Below are 18517 nucleotides of genomic sequence, written 5' to 3' on the forward strand. Positions count from 1 at the left end.
TGTCAGGTAATGATGTGCTGCTGATTGACCAGCTCGTCGTAGGTGGTTTGCACGTTATCCAGCGTCACCAGCGTGGTGTTGGTGTACGTGCTTCCCGCGCCGTCGCGGTCGATGGAGATCACCGTGCTGCCGCCGCTCTGGGTGACGTGGAGATAGTTCCCCAGCGTCGAGGCGCTGCCGTTCCAGCCCACCAGCAGATCGCCGATGTCGATTTTGTCCCCCTGCGACAGCGAGAAGTTGGTCCAGTGGTCGCCCGCGGTGCTGCTGACGTTGCCGCCCGTACCGTTGCCTGCGGTGGTGTTCAGCACCTGGTAGATCAGCGTGTCGGCATACGCGGTGCCGGTAATCAGATCGTTGTGTTCCGAGCTGATGAACTGCGGCGCCATGTTGATGGTCAGCGTCGCGCTGTCCGTTTTCCCGGCCGCGTCGGTCAGGGTGTAGTTGAAGACCTCCTTCGAGGTGATGCTGGAGAGCGACACGCCAGCGTTCAGGGTGTAGGTGTAGTGACCGTCTGCGCCAATCGCCAGCGTGCCGTAATGGCCGACGACGTTGACCGTGGCGCTGCCGGAGTACGGATCTACCGTCGTGGTGACGCCGTTGTAGCCGGTGATGCTCAGGCGGGTATCCACCGAGTGCAGCTGATCCATCGCCCCGGCGGAGTCCGTGCCGTCAAAGATGTTGCCGTTGACGGCGTGGCCGCTGGTGGAGTCAAACTGGCTCAGGGAGTAGGTGGTCCCGGTGACGCTTGGGGTGATGGTTACCGTGCCCAGCCCGAGCGCCGGCACGCTGCCGGTGTAGCTCAGGGTGTAGGTCCCGGCGTTCAGATCCAGCCCCGACACGGCGATATCCGCGTTGCCGCCCAGCAGCAGCCCGCCGCCGAAGGAGCCGGAACGGATCGTGGTGCCGCCCTGGGAGATCGTCCAGTTGACCGTCAGGCCGCCCAGCGTCAGGAGCGAGGCGACGTTGAAGTGCAGCACTACGTCATGCAGCGCCGTGTTCGGGTCGACCACGAAGGTGCCGCTGCCGCTGCCCGAGGTGGTTGCCAGCAGCGCCGAGCTCCAGCTTGCGGTGCCCACCGAGGTATCCGAGTAGAGTGACGTGTGGTGTACCGAGGTCACATCCATCACGCTGCTGACGTCGTTGACGGCGTCCATCGCCCGCGCGGTTGGGGTGATGTTCAGCGAGGCGGTGTCCTTCGCCCCCGTCGGCGAGGTGATGGTGTAAACGAAGGTATCCGGCGTGCTGATGTGGTCCGCGCCGATGCCGGTTTTAAGGGTGTAGGTGTACTGACCGGAGGCGTTAATGGTCAGCGTGCCGTATTCCCCGACGATGGTGGTCGTACCGTTGGCGTTAACCGCCACGCCGTTGACGTCCGTGACCGTGGTGCCGGACGGCGCAATATCGTCCGCCAGCACGTCGCCCGTGGTGCTCGCCCCGACACTCGACACGCTGTAGACGTGATCTTCAAGCACGTTCAGGGTGTAGGCGGTCAGCGCGGTGATCCCCGCCGCGGTGTTGAGCAGGAACAGGTACTCGCCGGAAGGCAGGTTAAGCGTCAGCTGGGACGAGGTGCCGCCCAGCAGCGGCGCGCGCAGCCAGCCCGGCTGAACGCGCATCTGCTCGAAGGTCTGGGTCGCGTCGTTGAACTTGTAGATGTAGAGATCGAACACCGAGGCCAGCGCCACGCCGCCGACGGAGGCCTGGATGGTCATGGTGCGGGTGGTGCCTTCCTCCACGTTGTAGATGATCGGGTTGCTCAGGTCGTCCAGCAGGTTCAGCCCCAGCGTGTTGCCGAGGTTGATCCCCACCACGGTGAAGCCGCCCTGCGACGAAGTGCCGTTATTGATCTCATGCACCGTGGTGTCGTAGGTCAGCGAGCCCGTGTCGTCCACCGCCACGATGCCGGTCGCCACGGTGCCCGCGCCGAGGTTCAGCACAAGGCTGGCCGAGGCTGACGCCCCGTTGTGGGTGATGGTGTAGGTGAAGCTCTCCGTGCGCCCCAGCACGGCGGCGCTGGTGTTGGTCAGGTTATAGGTATAGCTGCCGTCGAGGTTGATGGTCAGCGTGCCGTACAGCCCCTGCACCACGGTGCCGTTGGCGGTGACGTTCACCGTGTCGCCGTTGGCGTTGGTGACCGCGCTGACGGTGGTGCCCGCCGGGGCGTTGTCGCTGCCCGTTGTCGGATCGACGTCAAGGATCACGTTCCCGGTGAGGCTGGTTTCGCCCGTCACGGTGCCCGCGCTGGTCTCCTTCACGCCCACGTCGATGCTGGTGTAAGAGCCGGTCGCCAGCAGGTTGGTGTTGTAGCTCAGCACGCGGTACTGGCCGTCGGCAAGCCCGTTGAGGTTAAGCGACACGCCGTTCGCCCCGAGCGTCAGCAGGTAGGCCCACTGCGGCTGGCCGGTATCAACCACCGTCGTCCAGGTGTTGTTGACGGCGTCGAAGCGCTGCACCACCAGCTCGAGTGTGTTCAGCAGCGAAAGCACCGCGCCCGTGGCGTTGGCGTTGACCACGATATCCGCGCTGCCGCCGGTGCCGACGGTAAAGCCGACCTGCGCGGTGTCGTTGCCGAGCAGGGTCAGGGCGTTGCCGAGTGCGCCCACCAGCAGGAAGCCGTAGTCGCTGTACTGGGTGTTGGTGACGGTGGCGGTGGTGCTCAGCTCCAGCTCCTCAAGGTTGGTGCTGGCCGACAGCGGCACCACCGGTGCCACCACGGAGCCCGGCTGCGACACGTTACCGGCCGCGTCCGTGGCGGTAATTTGCAGCGTCTGGCCTTCGGTCTGCTTGTTGAGGAAGGTGTAGCTGTAGGTGCCGTTGCTGCCCGCGACGGTGGTGACCGTGTTGCCTCCGCCGAGGTTGATGGTGACGGTGCTTCCCGCTTCGGCGGTCCCGGTCAGCACGCTGCCGTCGGCGTTGAAGGTGCCGGACGGCGCCCCCGGAGGCGTGAGGTCGACGATCACCGTGGTGGCGCCGGAGACCGGGCTGGTGCCGGAACCGTTAGCCGCCGTCGCCGTGAAGGCATGGGAGCCTTCCGTGAGCGTCGGCGTGGTGAAGGTCCAGCTGCCGGTGCCGTCGGCAACCACGGTGCCCATCGCCACGCCGTTGTTGTACAGCGTGACGGTGGCGTTGGGCTGCGCCGTGCCGCTCAGGGTCGGCGTGGCGTCATCGGTCGCTTTCCCGTTGGTCAGATTGCCCTGGATCGTGCCGACGTTATCGGCCACGGTCGCGATGACCGGCGCGTTCGGAACGGTGGTGAACGGCGCGGTTACCGACGCGCTGGTGCCCGCGTTTCCGGCCTTATCGGTGGCGTACACCAGCAGCGATTCGCCGCCCGTCTGCGCCGGGGTGATGGTGGCGTTAAAGTTGCCGTTCCCGTCCGCCGTCGCCGTGCCGAGCACCGTTCCGGTGCTGGAGGTGATGGTGACGGTGCTGCCCGCTTCCGCGACGCCCGTTACGTGCGTGCCGTTGGTGATGACGGCGAGCGTGGTGGGCAGCGCAGGCGGCGTCAGGTCCACCGTGATGGCGGTCGGCGCGGAGGCGGCGCTGGTGTTGCCCGCCGCGTCGGTGGCGGTAACGGTAAAGCTGTGCTGCCCCTCGCCCAGCGCAATGTTGGTTTGCGGCAGCGTCCAGGCGCCGTTGGCGTCGGCCGTTACGGTGCCCACCAGCGTGGTGCCGTCATAGATGCGCACGGTGGAATTGGCTTCGGCGGTGCCGTTCAGCGTCGGGCGCGGATCGTTGGTCGGGCTGCTGCCGATAATCGGGCCGGTCACGGTGCCGACGTCATCGACGATCGAGGTGATGGTCGGAACGGTCGGCGCGGTGGCATCGACGTTAACCACGAACGCGGCGGTAGGATCGCTGACGTTGCCCGCGGCGTCCGTCGCCGTCACGGTAAACGAGTGCTGCCCGTCGCCAAGCGTAGGCGTATAGCTCCAGGCGCCGCCGGTGGCGGTCACGGTGCCGACGAGCGTCGTGCCGTCGTAGATTTTGATCGTCGTTCCCGCTTCCGCGGTGCCGCTGAGCGTCGGCTGGTTATCGTTGGTCAGGCCGCCGTTGGTAATCGGCGTGGCGGCATTGCCCACGTCGTCGGTGACGCTGACGATGACCGGCACGGCGGGCGGCGTGGTGTCAATCGTCAGGCTAAAGCTCGCCGACGGCTGGCTGTTGTTGCCCGCGGCGTCCGTCGCCTGGGCGGTGAAGTTGTGCTGGCCCGTGTCCAGCGTGGTGGTGAGGGTTATCGCCCAGCTGCCGCTGGCGTCGGCCACGCCGGTTCCCACCAGCGTTGAGCCTTCATAGATCCGCACCGTTGCGTTCGGTTCGCTGGTGCCGATCAGGCGCGGCACGGTGTCGTCGGTGGTCTGGCCGCTGGCGAGCTGCCCGGTCACCGCGCCGACGTCGTCCAGCGCGTAGGTGATGACCGGCGCGTTTGGCGCCGCGGTATCAACAATCACCGTAAAGCCCGGCGAGGCAGGGCTGACGTTGCCCGCCGCGTCGGTGGCCGTGGCGGTCCAGGTGTGGCTGCCGCTGGCTAATGCCGGTGGGGTAAAGGTCCACGCCCCGGAACCGTCCGCCTGCGCGGTGCCAACCGCCGTGCCGTTTTCATAAATCGTGACGGTCGAGTTCGGCTCGGCGGTGCCGTTCAGCGTTGGCGTGGTGTCGTCGGTGCTCTGGCCGGAGGTGAGTGGGGTCTGAATCGCGCCGACGTTATCGCTGGCCGTGGTAATCGCCGGGGCGACGGGCACGCCCGTATCCACCGTCAGGTTAAACGGCAGGCTGGTCGGGCCGGTATTGCCCGCCGCGTCGGTGGCGTTGAGCGTCACCGCGTGCGGGCCCTCCGCCAGCGCCGTGGTCGGCGTGAAGGTCCAGTTGCCCTGGGCGTTGACCAGCGCGGTGCCGACCTCGGTGCCGTCGACGATGACGTGGACGGTCGCGCCGACTTCACCGGTGCCGTTGAACGTTGGGCGCGCGTCGTTGGTGGCGCTGCCGCTGGTCAGCGTGCCGGTGACCGGGCCAACGTCGTCAATCACGGCCGACAGCACGGGCTCAGCTGGCCCGGCAGTGTCGACGGTGAAGCTGTAGACCGGCGAGTTGGCCGAGACGTTGCCCGCCGCGTCGGTGGCGTTGACCCTGAGGACGTAGCTGCCGTCCGCCAGCGGCGTGGTAGGGGTAAAGCTCCACGTCCCGCCCGCGATAACCGTCGCTGAGCCGATTTCAGTGCCGTTATTGAAGATATGCACCACGCTGCCAACCTCGCCGGTGCCGCTCAGCGTTGGCGTGTTGTCGTTCGTGACCTGCCCGGTGGCGATATTGCCAATGGTGCCGCCGACGACGTTATCCTCCACGCCGGTCAAGGTCGGTGCGGTTGGGGCGACGGTATCAACCGTCACGCTCCAGGCCGCGGAGGCGCTGCTGACGTTTCCTACCGGGTCGGTCGCTACCGCCGTGAAGCTGTGCGATCCCTCCCCGAGCGCCGTTTCCGGCGTAAAGGTCCATGCGCCGCTGGCGTTGGCGGTGACGGCGCCGATTTGCGTGGCGCCGTCAAAAATCGCCACCGTGCTGTTCGGCTCCGCCGTGCCGCTCAGCGTCGGCGTGGTGTCATCGGTCGTCGTGCCGCTCGGCACGTTGCCCGTCACGGTGCCGACGTTATCGTTAACGCTCACGATCGTCGGCGTGACCGTGCTGGTATCGACCACCACGGTAAAGGCCGGCGAGGCCGCGCTCTGGTTGCCCGCCGGATCGGTCTCGCGGATGGTCAGGGCGTGGCTGCCCTCGGCCAGCGGCGTCGATGGGGTAAAGCTCCAGGTGCCGGTCTGGCCGACCACCACGCTGCCGATGGAGACGCCGTCGTTGTAGACGGTGATGGTGTCGCCCGCCTTCGCGCTGCCGCTCAGGGTCGGCTGGGTATCGTTGGTGGACTGGCCGCTGGTGAGCGCGCCCGTGCCCGGGCCGACGTCGTCCGTCACCGAGCCGATAACCGGCGCCGTCGGCGCGGTCAGGTCGATGGTAACGCTGGCGGCAGGGGAGCGACCGCTGGTGAACAGCCCCACGGTGGTGGTCGCTTCGAAGGTGTGCGGGCCTTCGCCCAGCGCCTGAAGCGCCGTTGCGGTATAGCTCCAGGTGCCGCCCACGCCGACCGGGATAATGGCGAACGGAATCAGGCTACCGTCCAGGTAGAGCGTAACCGTGCTGCCCGCCACGGCGGTCCCGCTGATGGTTGGCGTGGTGTCGTCCGAGGTTTTGCCCAGCACGCTGCCGGTGACGCTGCCCGCGTCGTCGATGATATCGGTGATGATCGGCACGTCAGGCAGCCCCGCCGTCACGCCGGTGACGGTGAGCGACGACGGATCGCTGGCGTTGCCTGCCGCATCGGTTGAGGTCACGGTGAGATCCGCGCCGTTGGCCTGCGCCGGGCTGACCGCAACGGAGAACGCGCCGCTGCCGTTCGCGACGCCGGTGCCAATCACCGTACCGCCGCCGTCTTTAATGGTGATGGTGGTGCCCGGATCGGCATTCCCGGTGACCGGCGTGCCCTGGGTATTGATGGCCAGGTTGCTCGGATCCGCAGGCGGAACGCTGTCCACGGTGACTACCGTGGTCGGGCTGGTGGTGCTGTTGCCCGCGGCGTCCGTCGCGACGACGGCGATGCCGTTGCTGCCCTGGTCGAGCGGGGCGGTCGGCGTGAAGGTCCAGGTGCCGTCTGCCGCCACGTTGGCGAAGCCCACCGAGGTTTCGTTGACGAATACCTCAACGGTGCTGCCCGGCTCCGTTTTGCCGGAGATCGTCGGCGTGGTGTCGTTGGTATAGAGCACGTTGTTTGCCAGCGTGCTGCTGGAGATGCTGTCAATCTGCGGAATGGCGGGCGGCACGGTATCAACGGTGACGTTGAACTGGGCGCTCGGCGCGCTCGGGTTCCCCGCCGCGTCCACCGACACGGCGGTGAGGTGCAGGGTGCCGTCCGGCAGAGCGGAAGGCGTCACCGTCCAGGTGCCGTTCACCACCGTCGCTTCGCCAATCGCCACGCCGTTGTTGTAGACAATCACCCTGTCGCCGTTTACGCCCGTGCCGGTAATCGCCGGGGTATTGTCGTCCGTGGCGCCGCCCGCGGCTGCGCCACCGGCCAGGGTAATCACCGGAGAGGCCGAAGGCGTGGTATCAACGTTGATGGTGATCGGATCCGAGTTCAGCGACACGTTGCCCGCTTCGTCGGTGGCGGTGGCGGTGTACTGGTGCGAGCCCTCGTCGATATTGGCGTCCGGCCTCCAGCTCCAGTCCCCGCTGGCGTTGGCGGTGACGCGGCCAACCTCAACCGGCGCGGCGCCGTCCTGGCTGTCGTAAATAATCACCACGGCGTTTGGTTCGGTCTCGCCGCTCAGCACCGGGCGCGGGTCGTTGGTGCTGCCGCCGTCCGCCACAGGGCCGGTGATTTGGCTGACGCTGTCGCTAACGGTTGGGACGCCCGGTTTGTCCGGTGCGTCGGTGTCAATCACGATGGTAACCGGCTGCGACGGTGAGCTTTCGTTGCCCGCGCCGTCCTTGTTGGTGACGGTCAGGGTCACGTCATAGGTGCCGTTAGCCAGCGGCGGGGCGGTCCAGGTCCAGGTGCCGTCGTTGCCGACGGTCACTTCGGTCTGCTTCACGCCGTCAACGTAAATCGCCACCGTATCGCCCGGCGTGCCCGTGCCGCTCAGGGTTGGGGTGGTATCGCGGGTGGTTTCCCCCGGGTTCAGCGCGACTCCCGCGCCGCCGTCCGGGTTAACGGTGACTTCCGGCGTATCCGGCGTGCCCGGCGCAACGGTATCAATCACCAGGCTGAACGGCGGCGAGGTGGTGATGTTACCCGCCGCGTCGGTGGCCTTAACGGTGAGGGTGTGCGTGCCGTCGGTCAGCGGGGTGGTTGGGGTAAAGCTCCAGCCGCCGCTGCCGTTGAGCGTGGCGGTGCCGAGCAGCGTCGTGCCGTCATACACGGTAATGGTGCTGCCCGCCGGGGCGGTGCCCTGCAACAGCGGGCGGGTTTCGTCCGTCGGCGTGCCGCTGGTGACCGGGCCGGTCACGTCACCGGTGCTGTCGGTGACCGTGCCGATCGTCGGCGTGCCCGCCGGGGTGGTATCGATGTTCAGGGTAAAGCCGCCGGTAGGATCGCTGGCGTTACCCGCCGGGTCGATCGCCACGGCGGTCAGCGCGTGGCTGCCGTCCGGGATAGCGGTTGGCGGCTGGAAGCTCCAGCTGCCGTTTGCGTCTACCGTCGCGGTGCCGATCTGCGCGCCGTCAATGCGGATGCTGATGGTGCTGCCCGGCTCGCCGGTTCCGCTGATGACCGGGCGGTTGTCGTTCGTCGGCTGGTTGCTGGTCAGCGGCCCGGTGTAGCCTTCGACGGCATCCACCACCTGGGTGATAACCGGGGTGGCGGGCGGCGTGAGGTCGATGGTGATGCTCCAGCTGTTGGACGTGCCGCTGGCGTTGCCCGCGGCGTCGATGGCCGTGGCGGTAAAGACGTGCCCGCCCGCCTGCATGTTGGCGGCGGGGGTAAAGGTCCAGACGCCGCCCGCCGGGATCACCAGCGTGCCGATTTGCGTCTGGCCGTCAAAGATGTACAGGCGGGTGCCCGCTTCGCCCGTGCCGTGAAGGGTCGGCGTGCCGTCGTTGGTCAGGCCTCCGCTCGGAATGGTGCCCACCACGTTCTGCACGTTGTCTTCCACCGAGGTGATGACCGGCGTTTCTGCCGGGAGCAGGTCCGGCGCGATCGCGGAGGCCGTCGGACCCGTATTTCCGGCCTTGTCGGTGGCATCGGCGGTCAGCGTTTCGCCGTTAAGCACTTTTGGCACCAGCGGGATGTTGAACGTGCCGTCGTCTCCCGCCTTGCCGCTGGCGATCTCGGTGCCGCCGGGGCCCTTGATGCTGACGGTGCTGCCCGGCTCGGCGGTGCCCGTAATGGCGGTACCGTCAGGAAGTACCTTCACGTTTTCAGGGGCGAGCGGATCGGTGGTGTCTGGCGCGGTGGTTGTCCCCGGCTGACTGGCGTTATTCGCCGCGTCGGTTGCGACCACCTGCAGCGTTTCGCCGTTGGTTTGCGCTGGGGTAATGCCGATGGTGAAGGTGCCGTCATTGCCCGCCTTGCCGGTGCCTATCACATCGCCTGCGGGGTCTTTTATCGTCACCGTGCTGTTGGCTTCGGCTTTACCGGTCACCGTTTTACCGTCGCCGGAGACCACCAGATCGCTCGGTGGGGTCGGCGGCGTGGTGTCCGGCGTGACCTGAAGCGACGTGGTGGTGGCGACCGGGCTGACGTTACCGGCCGCGTCGACGGCCGTGACGTTAATGACCACGCCGCCGGGCTGCGGCGGGTTCAGCGTGATGCTGTAGTTGCCGTTAGCGTCCACCGGAATCGACCCAATCCGGTTGCCGCTGCTGTCGGTGATAATAATCGTGGTGTTGGCGTCGGCGTGGCCCGTTGCCACGGTGCCCGCGGCGTTGAGCGAGACCGTTGGCCTGTCTGGCGCGGTCACGTCGACGATCAGGGTGATGGCCGGGGAGGGCGCGCCCTGGTTGCCCGCGACGTCGGTGGCGCGGGTGGTGATCTGGTGGCTGCCTTCGCTCAGGTTGACCGACGGCGTGAAGGTCCAGGCGCCGCTGGCGTTGACGTTCGCGGTGCCGATGGCGATGCCGTTGTCATATATCGTGACCGTCGAGCCCGCTTCCGCCGTTCCGCTGAGCGTCGGGCGCTGGTCGTTGGTGCTGGAGCCGTTGCTGAGCGCGCCGGTGTTAAGGGCGACGTCATCGGTGATGCCGGTGACGACGGGGGCCGATGGCGCCACGGTATCGACGATAAAGGTCGCCGCCGTGGACGGCGCGCTGGTGTTTCCGGCGGCATCGGTCGCGGTAGTGGTGATCGTATGATTGCCGTTAGCGAGGGCCGTGCCCGGCGTAAAGCTCCAGTTGCCGTTGGCGTCGGCTTTGGTGGTGCCGATCTGCTTGCCGTTGTCGTAAATCGTGATGGTGGCACCGGCCTCGGAAATACCGCTGATCGCCGGGCGGGCATCGTCGGTGCGCTGGCCGTTGGTGAGCGGGCCGGTCTCGGCTCCGACGTTGTCGTCGACAATCAGAATGTCCGGGGCGTCAGGCGCGGTAAGGTCCGGCGCGGTGACGTGCCCCGCCTGGCTGGTGTTGCCCGAGGAGTCCGTTGCCGTGGCGGTGATCTGCTCTCCGTTGGTCAGCGGCGTGCCCAGCTCAATGGTGAAGGTGCCGTCGCTGCCGGTTTTGCCTGTCCCCACTACGTGTCCGCTGCTGTCCTTCAGCGTAATCGTGCTGCCGGGCTCTGCGGTGCCGGTCACGGAGGCGCCGTCGGAGGAAAATTTCAGGTCAGAGGGCGGGTTAGGCGCCGTTGTGTCAGGCGTGGACGGGTTTCCCGGATTGCCCGGATTGCCGTTGTTGCCATTGTTGCCGTTGTCGTCACCGCCGCCACCGCCGCCGCCTCCTGCTGCCAGCGCAACCCCACCGCCGACCGCCAGGGCACCCAGCACCCACGGCCAGACGGCGGCCCCGCCGGCTTCGCCGCCCGATGAGGCCAGCAGCGCATCGACGGAGGCGATCGCTTCGTAATGTTCTACGCCGGTGGGATCTTCAATCCACCACAGCGCGCCGTTGCCTTCTTCCAGCACCAGCTGGCTCGCCCCCTGCGCATCGTTTACGTAGAAATTTTTGAGCGTAATGACTTCACCCGAATGAAGTGAAATCACCAGATCGTTGCCGCTGCGGGCGTAGTGCGCAATATCGGCACGCTCTACGTGAAGCTTAACGACAGAGGAATGGCCCAGGGTAACCTGTGTGCCCTCAGTGGTCGTTTCCACGCCAGTAAGTTTAGAAATAACAGAGATTTGGCTCATACAGTTATTACTCCAGCAGAGATATTATTAACGGCGTGCAGGACGTCGCTTTCTCAGTGTGGGGTAATACGGGCTCCCGGCAGAGCCGCCGTTATTTATGCAAAGCTCACCGTAACTTTCTTTAGAGCGACCGATGCCCGCCAGCATCGAGAGTGGCAACATCAGGGGCAAATCTATTTATTTATCAGATACAGCGATGTTTTTATTTCTTCGTAATGGATAAACCTTGTGATTAATGGAGGTATTTTTTTAAAAGGGATAAAAATGATATAGCTAGGAATTAATGAATATGCAAACTCTGCTTATGTAAACGTGACGCGTCTTAATTAAACAGAAGCGATCTTCTGTATTGTAGTCGCTTCGTTATTGTGTAACTTGTTGATTTTTAATGGTTTTGTGTTTTTGTTGGGGGTGTTTTATAGGTGGGGGTATAAATAGTAACGACACAGGCGTGATTATTTAACTTTGTTAAGTTAATGCCGCTTAAATATAATTTTAGGGCGAGTAAACTTTATTAATTATAGATATATTATATTTCTGGTTGTTTTTTGGTTATTTTCTTGAAGAGCGGTCATAATCTGCTATAGCGTAAAATAATGTCGGTAGCAGGTAATGAAAAAATACCCTAATAAATTTTTGCAGATAATACGACAGAGGTATGAATTTTGACGAGAAGTTCGCAAGGGCGATGAAAAAAGGGCCGCGCTGGCGGCCCTTTTAGGCGGGAAGCATTACTCAGTGACTTTCTTTTCCAGGTCGCTAGCGCCCTGTTTAGTCTTGTTCCAGCCTTTCTCTGTTCCTTCTTTGGTGGCGTCCCACCCTTTTTCCGTGCCTTCTTTGGTTTTGTGCCAGGCTTTCTGTGAATCTTCACTTACCTTGCTGCCAAAGCTCTCGCTTTTGCCTTCAGCGGCGTGCTTTTGCTTGAGCTTCAGCTCTTCACCTTTGTGCTGCTCTTCGTGCAGCTTTTGCTCGGCATCGTTGGCGTTGGCTTTTGCCGCGGCTACGGTATCGTCAGTGGCGTGTGTGGTCGCAGCAAAAACGGGAGAAGCCAGCAGAACGGCAGACAGTGCAATAATTGTTTTTTTCATAATTTCCTCATTTCACATTTCGGTTATGAGCGTGATTCAGCATGGCACAAGCGAACCGGCAAGGCTTTAGGAAAAAACTGTAAGTGGTTCGGGACGCCGTCGCGAGGGGATTTCGTATAAGAATGAGCGCATGTAAGAAAATATATCCAGGAAGCATTAGCTTTGGTCATGAGCCTGCGTAGAGCATTCACGCTTTCAATTACTGAGGGGGGCGAGGCTATTTATGTAGTGAATTTTTCCTGGATAAGTTTTTGCATAATGTATGGAATCGAACTTATCGGTTGCGTTTTGTTTCCTGGCTCACGGTTTTTTCCGCAAGAAAATTCCTAGGTTTTTTCCCGGATTTAAGAAGATATATCATATTATTAATAAAAGTCTTATTATGGACTCATTGGCAGTAGCATAAAGGTTTGAATTTGCTTTTACGCTGTGTATCGTATGCTCCCTGCAAGGCGTGCTTTTTCTGTGTTGATAAATATCAATTTACGGCCCGTAAGGTTGTATTGAGCCAATATTTTTAACATAATTAGATAATCATTCTTTCATTTGTTTAATAAGCAGTGACTCCCGCCTCTTTTACGCTGCGTTTGCAGTAGGCTTCTCTTCTCAATTCAGAAGAAAATTCTTAATAAAATTCCTAAAATGGATCATTGATCTGCCAAGTTGATCTTGTATGGGTGTTTATTCTATTATGGTTTCGCAAAAAAACCGCTGTTAAATCACTCTTCATTCCTAAAGGAAAGGGACTGCTATGGCTGATACGTTCCAGAACGAAGTGCCTAAGGCACGCATCAATTTAAAACTGGCTTTACACACGGGAGGCGCGCAAAAGAAAGTTGAATTGCCTCTGAAGCTATTGACCGTTGGCGATTTCAGTAATGGCAAAGAGTCCCGTCCGTTATCTGAAAGAGAGAAAATCAACGTCAACAAAAATAACTTCAACAGCGTGCTCTCAGAATTTTCTCCGGAAGTAAATCTTACCGTTAAGAATACGCTGGCGGGCGACGGTTCGGAGGAGAGCGTGAAATTAAGCTTCTCCGAAATGAAAGACTTCGAGCCAGAGCAGGTTGCGCGCCAAATTCCCCAGCTGCGCGCCATGCTGGCGATGCGTAATTTATTACGCGACCTCAAATCCAATCTGCTGGATAACGCCACTTTCAGAAAAGAGCTCGAGAAAATTCTTAAAGATCCGGCCCTGTCCCAGGAATTACGCGATGAGATGAGTGCGCTTGCCCCGAAATAAGCCGCGCGCACGTTTTTTAATGGATTACACGAGAGAATGCTGATGTCTGTTAATACTGAAACAAGCCCGGCACAGGGGCAAACCACGGTTCTTGAGAAAGAGGGCGTTTACGCCTCCCTGTTTGAAAAAATTAATCTTGCCCCGGCGTCAAGCCTGGGCGATATCAACGCGTTTCTGGACGATGCGGCGCTGTCGGAAGCCCCGGCGGGCGAACGCCTGACCGCCGCGATGCAGGTCTTCATGGACTGCATCCGCAAGTCCGGCCAGCAGGTGGAAAAGCTCGACAAGTCGCTGATTGACCACCACATCGCCGAGTTGGACTTCCAGATCAGCCGCCAGCTCGACGCGGTGATGCACCACGAGGAGTTCCAGAAGGTGGAATCCCTGTGGCGCGGCCTGAAGCAGCTGGTGGACAACACCGACTACCGCCAGAACGTGAAAACCGAAATTCTGGACGTCTCCAAAGACGACCTGCGCCAGGACTTCGAGGACGCGCCGGAGCTGATCCAGAGCGGCCTGTACTGGCACACCTACACCGCCGAGTACGACACCCCGGGCGGCGAGCCGATTGGTTCGGTCATTTCTTCTTATGAGTTTGATGCCAGCCCGCAGGACATCGCCCTGCTGCGCAACATCTCCAAGGTGTCTGCCGCCGCGCACATGCCGTTCATCGGCGCCGTTGGTCCGAAATTCTTCCTGAAAGACTCGATGGAAGAGGTGGCCGCGATTAAGGACATCGGCAACTACTTCGACCGCGCCGAATACATCAAGTGGAAATCCTTCCGCGACACCGACGACTCCCGCTACATCGGGCTGGTGATGCCGCGCGTGCTGGGCCGCCTGCCGTACGGTCCGGACACCGTGCCGGTGCGCAGCTTCAACTACGTTGAGCAGGTGAAGGGCCCGGATCACGAGAAGTACCTGTGGACCAGCGCGTCGTTCGCCTTTGCCTCGAACATGGTGAAGAGCTTCATCAACAACGGCTGGTGCGTGCAGATCCGCGGCCCGCAGGCGGGCGGCGCGGTGAAGGACCTGCCGATCCACCTGTACGACCTCGGCACCGGCAACCAGGTGAAAATCCCGTCAGAGGTGATGATCCCGGAAACCCGCGAGTTCGAGTTCGCCAACCTGGGCTTTATCCCGCTGTCGTACTACAAGAACCGCGACTACGCGTGCTTCTTCTCGGCGAACTCCACCCAGAAGCCAGCCCTGTACGACACCGCGGACGCGACCGCCAACAGCCGCATCAACGCGCGCCTGCCGTACATCTTCCTGCTGTCGCGCATCGCGCACTACCTGAAGCTGATTCAGCGTGAAAACATCGGCACGACGAAAGACCGTCGCCTGCTCGAGCTGGAGCTGAATACCTGGGTTCGCGGGCTGGTAACGGAAATGACCGATCCGGGCGACGAGCTGCAGGCGTCACACCCGCTGCGCGATGCGAAGGTGGTGGTGGAAGACATCGAGGACAACCCGGGCTTCTTCCGCGTGCGCCTGTACGCGATCCCGCACTTCCAGGTGGAAGGGATGGACGTGAACCTGTCTCTGGTCAGCCAGATGCCGAAAGCGAAAGCGTAAAACAGGACGAAAATGAAGACGGAACTACCGTTATGGGGGCGGGGGATCATGGTCTCGCCCCAGCATTTTCAACAGCAGGCTGCGTACGCAGCCTGGTCTGCTGAATGCATTGCGCAGATGGGGCTTAACCACCCCTGGGGCGTCATCGACGCGCGCTTTGAAGCGGACGCGCTTAGGCTTGGGCGTCTGCAGGCCCGCCGCCTGCACCTCCGCTTTCAGGACGGCACGCTGATCGACACGGAAAATGCCGATCCGCTCCCGCCCGCGCTCACGCTGGATAATGACCAGCAGGACGTGGTGGTGCTGCTGGCGCTTCCCCTGATGCGGGCAAACGGCGGAAATTGCCTGAAGCCTGATGAAGTGGCCGAGCGTCCGATACGCTATCGCCAGCGCTGGCACGACGTGCGCAACCAGTTCGGCGACGATTCACGTCAGATCGCCGTTCTGCAGCCGGAGCTGACGCTGCGCTTTGCGCATCAGAACAACAGCGACTATCTGACGTGCCCGGTGGCCCGCCTTCAGCAGGATACGCAGGGGGGCTGGCGGATCGATGAGACGTTTCTTCCGCCGCTGCTGACGCTGCAGAGCAGCCGCTGGCTGATGACCCAGCTTGAGCAGCTGCTGACCCAGCTGCGCGCCCGCCTGACCCGCCTGATGTCGATGCGCCGGGAAAGCAACGAGCGGATGGCCGACTTTGCCGTGGCCGACGTCTCTCTGTTCTGGCTGCTCAACGCGCTCAACAGCGCGGAGCCGGTGCTCGGCCAGTTTCAGCGCACGCCGCAAAGCGCGGTGGAGCGGCTGTATCCCGAGCTGGCGCGCCTTGCCGGCAGCCTTCTGACGTTCTCCCTGGCGCATCAGGTTAGCGCCATCCCCGTGTACCAGCATGAAAACCTGAACGCCGTTTTCCCGCCGCTGTTCGATTTGCTCAGCGATCTGCTGGAAGCCAGCCTGCCGTCGCGCGTGGTGGCGATTGCGCTGGAGCATGACGCGCGTCTGCACTTCTGGCAGGCACGCCTGCACGATCCGCGCCTGCGCGAAGGGGCTGACTACTACCTCTCCGTCCGCTCGCCGGTGCCGGTGGCACAGCTGCACGAGCAGTTCCCTCGCCAGTGCAAGGCCGGAAGCCCGGATCACGTCAGGGCGATCGTCAACTCCTCGCGCGAGGGTATTCCGCTGACGCCGCTGCGCCATGTCCCTGCGGCCATCCCGCTGCGTCTCGAAAACCAGTATTTCAGCCTCGACGTTTCCCATCCGTTGGCGATCGAAATGCTGGAAAGCGGCAGTTGCATGTTTTATGTCCCGGGCATGCTCGGGGAGCCAGAACTTGAACTCTTTGCGGTGCTGAGAACATGAGTGAACCTATGCGCGGCGCGGCCGCGCCTGTTGATATCGACGCGCTACTCCAGGACACCTGGCTGCAGGTTATCAGCCTGCGCCATGGCCCCCGGTTCCAGGAAGGCGAGGGGCGTCAGCTCTGGGAGCGCTGCGTGGCCGATGCGGAGCGGGTGCAGCACGTGCTGAAGGAAAGCGGCATGGACGAGGCCAGCTGTAGGCACATTCTCATGGCGCAGTGCGCGCTGCTTGACGAAGCCGTCAAGGGCCGCGGCGTGGAGGATGACGCCTGCGTCCAGTGGTATGACATTCCGCTGCAGGGCCACTTCCTCGGCACGATGGACGCTGGCGATACGCTCTGCGACCGGATGCGCGAGGTGCTGCGCGAGCCTGCGCCGGATGACGCCGTGCTGACCTGCTTCCAGCGCGTGATGATGCTGGGCTTCCTCGGCAGCTACCGTTCTCTGAACGATCCGGAACGTCAGCGCCTGGTTAAGGCACTCAGCGAGCGCGTTCAGCCTTTTAGCTATCCGCAGAACCACCCGATACTGGCAGAAAGCCACGCCGGCTGGGGAATGAGCGGCTGGTTCTCCTCCTGGCCAGCGCGTATCGGCCTGAGCGCGATCGTTATCGTCGTGCTCTGGTGGGTGCTGGACGGCTGGCTGGATCGGATGCTGGCGACCCTTCTGCCTGGAGCGGTGAAATGAGTCCTGCACAACAGCGCGGGCTGGCCCTGTGGGCGGCTTTTCTCAGCATCGTGCTCTGCCTGGTATTTCTTCCGGTTTCGCGGGGAGTATCCCTGCTGATCCTCTCGGGGATGCTGGGCGCGATCTTTGTTGCCTGGCGGGTGGTCAGCCGTAAGACCCGCTACGAAAGCGGCCTGCATATCGATAACCTTCCTGAAGCCACCTGGCGTCAGCCGGTGGTGCTGGTTTGCGGTGATTTACCGCAGGCGTGGCCGGAACAATCGCAGGTGCTGACCGTGCCCCAGGGCTGCTGGATCCGGGTTGACGAGTCGCAGGATCTGATGCAGGTCGCCCTGTACGTTCTGCGCCAGCGCCCGCACTGGGGGCGGCAGCTTTCGGTCATGGTCAGCGTCTGCCCGCAAAAACACGCGGACAGCGAGGCGCTAACCAGCCGCCTTCTGACGCTCCGCTGGCAAATCAGCCAGCTGCGCCGGGAGTCCGGCCATACCGTGCCCGTGGTGCTGAACGGCCTCGTGGGCAGCGCAATGATGGACGACATCCTCTGGCAGGCGGCCATTCCCGATGAGGGGATTCGCGTCTGGCGCGCATCGTCCGCACCGAGCCCGATATCCGCGTGGGTGACAACGGGCGGGGCGATGGCGATGCAGCAGCAGGTCCTGATGAACAGCCTCATGACCTGGTTCCGCGCCCACGTCAAAGCCGTATTTATCAGCGACGAGCCGGATATTCCGGTGGTTACGCCCACCGCGGTGCTGTGGGGGATGGCGCCCATTCTGTCGGGCAGCCTCGCCACCTCCGCCTGGACCGCCTGGCTGTCGCGGCACACCGCCATGCAGCACGTCTCCGGCTGGCAGCCGGTGGGCACGAGCACGACGGTGATGTCGCTCTTTCCGGACTTTGTTCTGCCGCTGCTGCCTGAAGGCCAGGGCCTCACGCCGCGTACCCGCACCTGGCGCTGCGCGCTGGGCATTTTTACCCTGGCCGCCGTTGCCGCGCTGCTCAGCAGCGCATGGAACAACCGCATGCTCATCCAGCGCCTGAGCTTCGATATCCGGCACTACGATCGCATTTCGATGGACAACTACGGGCCGAAGGCGCGCGCCGTACAGGTTCTGCGTGAGGATGCCGCGCAGCTTGATGGCTGGGCGCGCAGCGGCGAGCCGATGGAGATGAGCCTCGGGCTGTATCGCGGAGAGGCGTTACGCATGCCCGTGCTGGAGGCGATTCGCTCCTACGTGCCGCCGCCTCCGCCGCCGCCAAAACCGGTCGAAAAAGTCGTTCCCAAAATCGTCCGCCTCGACAGCATGTCGCTGTTTGACACCGGCAAATGGGCGCTGAAGCCCGGCTCGACGAAGCTGCTGGTGAACTCGCTGGTGGGCATCAAGGCGAAACCGGGCTGGCTCATCGTGGTGGCGGGTCACACCGACAGCACCGGCGACGACAAATCCAACCAGGTGCTTTCGCTCAAGCGCGCGGAATCGGTGCGCGACTGGATGCGCGATACCGGCGACGTGCCGGAAAGCTGTTTCGCGGTGCAGGGCTATGGCGAAAGCCGCCCGATCGCAACCAACGACACGGCCGAAGGCCGGGCGCTGAACCGCCGTGTCGAAATCAGCCTGGTGCCGCAGGCGAACGCCTGCCAGCTGCCGGGCGCAACAACCGCGTCACAGGATATACGTGACGTTTCAA

At 62.8% G+C, this 18517-nt stretch carries 7 protein-coding genes; 5 read left to right on the forward strand and 2 right to left on the reverse strand.

Translation table 11 applies throughout. The features are described 5' to 3' along the window. Positions 1-2: 2 nt before the first annotated feature. Together AB8804_RS19485 and AB8804_RS19490 are read right to left on the reverse strand one after the other, a co-directional pair. Positions 3-10880: a BapA/Bap/LapF family large adhesin gene (locus tag AB8804_RS19485; protein ID WP_371189325.1), complete on the reverse strand. Its 10878-nt coding sequence runs from the start codon at positions 10878-10880 to the stop codon at positions 3-5. A gap of 731 nt (positions 10881-11611) precedes the next feature. Continuing rightward, a complete protein-coding gene (locus tag AB8804_RS19490; RefSeq protein ID WP_371189328.1) occupies positions 11612-11968 on the reverse strand; it encodes a hypothetical protein in 357 nt (118 codons plus the stop codon). A gap of 751 nt (positions 11969-12719) precedes the next feature. Here AB8804_RS19490 and tssB point away from each other — a divergent pair. From tssB to AB8804_RS19515, 5 genes are all read left to right on the forward strand, one after another. Beyond that, a complete protein-coding gene (gene tssB, locus AB8804_RS19495; protein ID WP_371189332.1) occupies positions 12720-13211 on the forward strand; it encodes a type VI secretion system contractile sheath small subunit in 492 nt (163 codons plus the stop codon). 42 nt (positions 13212-13253) lie between these two features. Then, entirely contained in the window at positions 13254-14789 is a 1536-nt protein-coding gene (tssC, locus tag AB8804_RS19500; protein WP_371189337.1) for a type VI secretion system contractile sheath large subunit, read from the forward strand. 12 nt (positions 14790-14801) lie between these two features. After that, the gene (gene tssK / locus AB8804_RS19505; RefSeq protein WP_371189342.1) at positions 14802-16142 is read left to right on the forward strand and encodes a type VI secretion system baseplate subunit TssK; all 1341 of its coding nucleotides are present in this window, start codon (positions 14802-14804) and stop codon (positions 16140-16142) included. Continuing rightward, positions 16139-16828 carry a type VI secretion system protein TssL, short form gene (tssL, locus tag AB8804_RS19510; RefSeq protein ID WP_371189346.1) on the forward strand — a complete coding sequence of 230 codons (690 nt, stop codon included), beginning with the start codon at positions 16139-16141 and terminating at the stop codon, positions 16826-16828. Before tssK ends, tssL begins: the two co-directional genes overlap by 4 nt. After that, positions 16825-18517, forward strand: a 1693-nt coding sequence (locus AB8804_RS19515; protein ID WP_371189349.1) for an OmpA family protein, incomplete at its 3' end; no start/stop codon positions are given. The genes tssL and AB8804_RS19515, both read left to right, overlap by 4 nt.

It is taken from the genome of Enterobacter sp. KBR-315C3_2022, assembly GCF_041399425.1.
In the GTDB taxonomy this organism is placed as follows: Bacteria; Pseudomonadota; Gammaproteobacteria; order Enterobacterales; family Enterobacteriaceae; genus Enterobacter.

Coding starts and splice junctions, on each gene's coding strand:
- AB8804_RS19490 (WP_371189328.1), bottom strand. CDS start 11,968: ATGAAAAAAACAATTATTGCACTGTCTGCCGTTCTGCTGGCTTCTCCC.
- AB8804_RS19485 (WP_371189325.1), bottom strand. CDS start 10,880: ATGAGCCAAATCTCTGTTATTTCTAAACTTACTGGCGTGGAAACGACC.
- tssB (WP_371189332.1), top strand. CDS start 12,720: ATGGCTGATACGTTCCAGAACGAAGTGCCTAAGGCACGCATCAATTTA.
- tssK (WP_371189342.1), top strand. CDS start 14,802: ATGAAGACGGAACTACCGTTATGGGGGCGGGGGATCATGGTCTCGCCC.
- tssL (WP_371189346.1), top strand. CDS start 16,139: ATGAGTGAACCTATGCGCGGCGCGGCCGCGCCTGTTGATATCGACGCG.
- tssC (WP_371189337.1), top strand. CDS start 13,254: ATGTCTGTTAATACTGAAACAAGCCCGGCACAGGGGCAAACCACGGTT.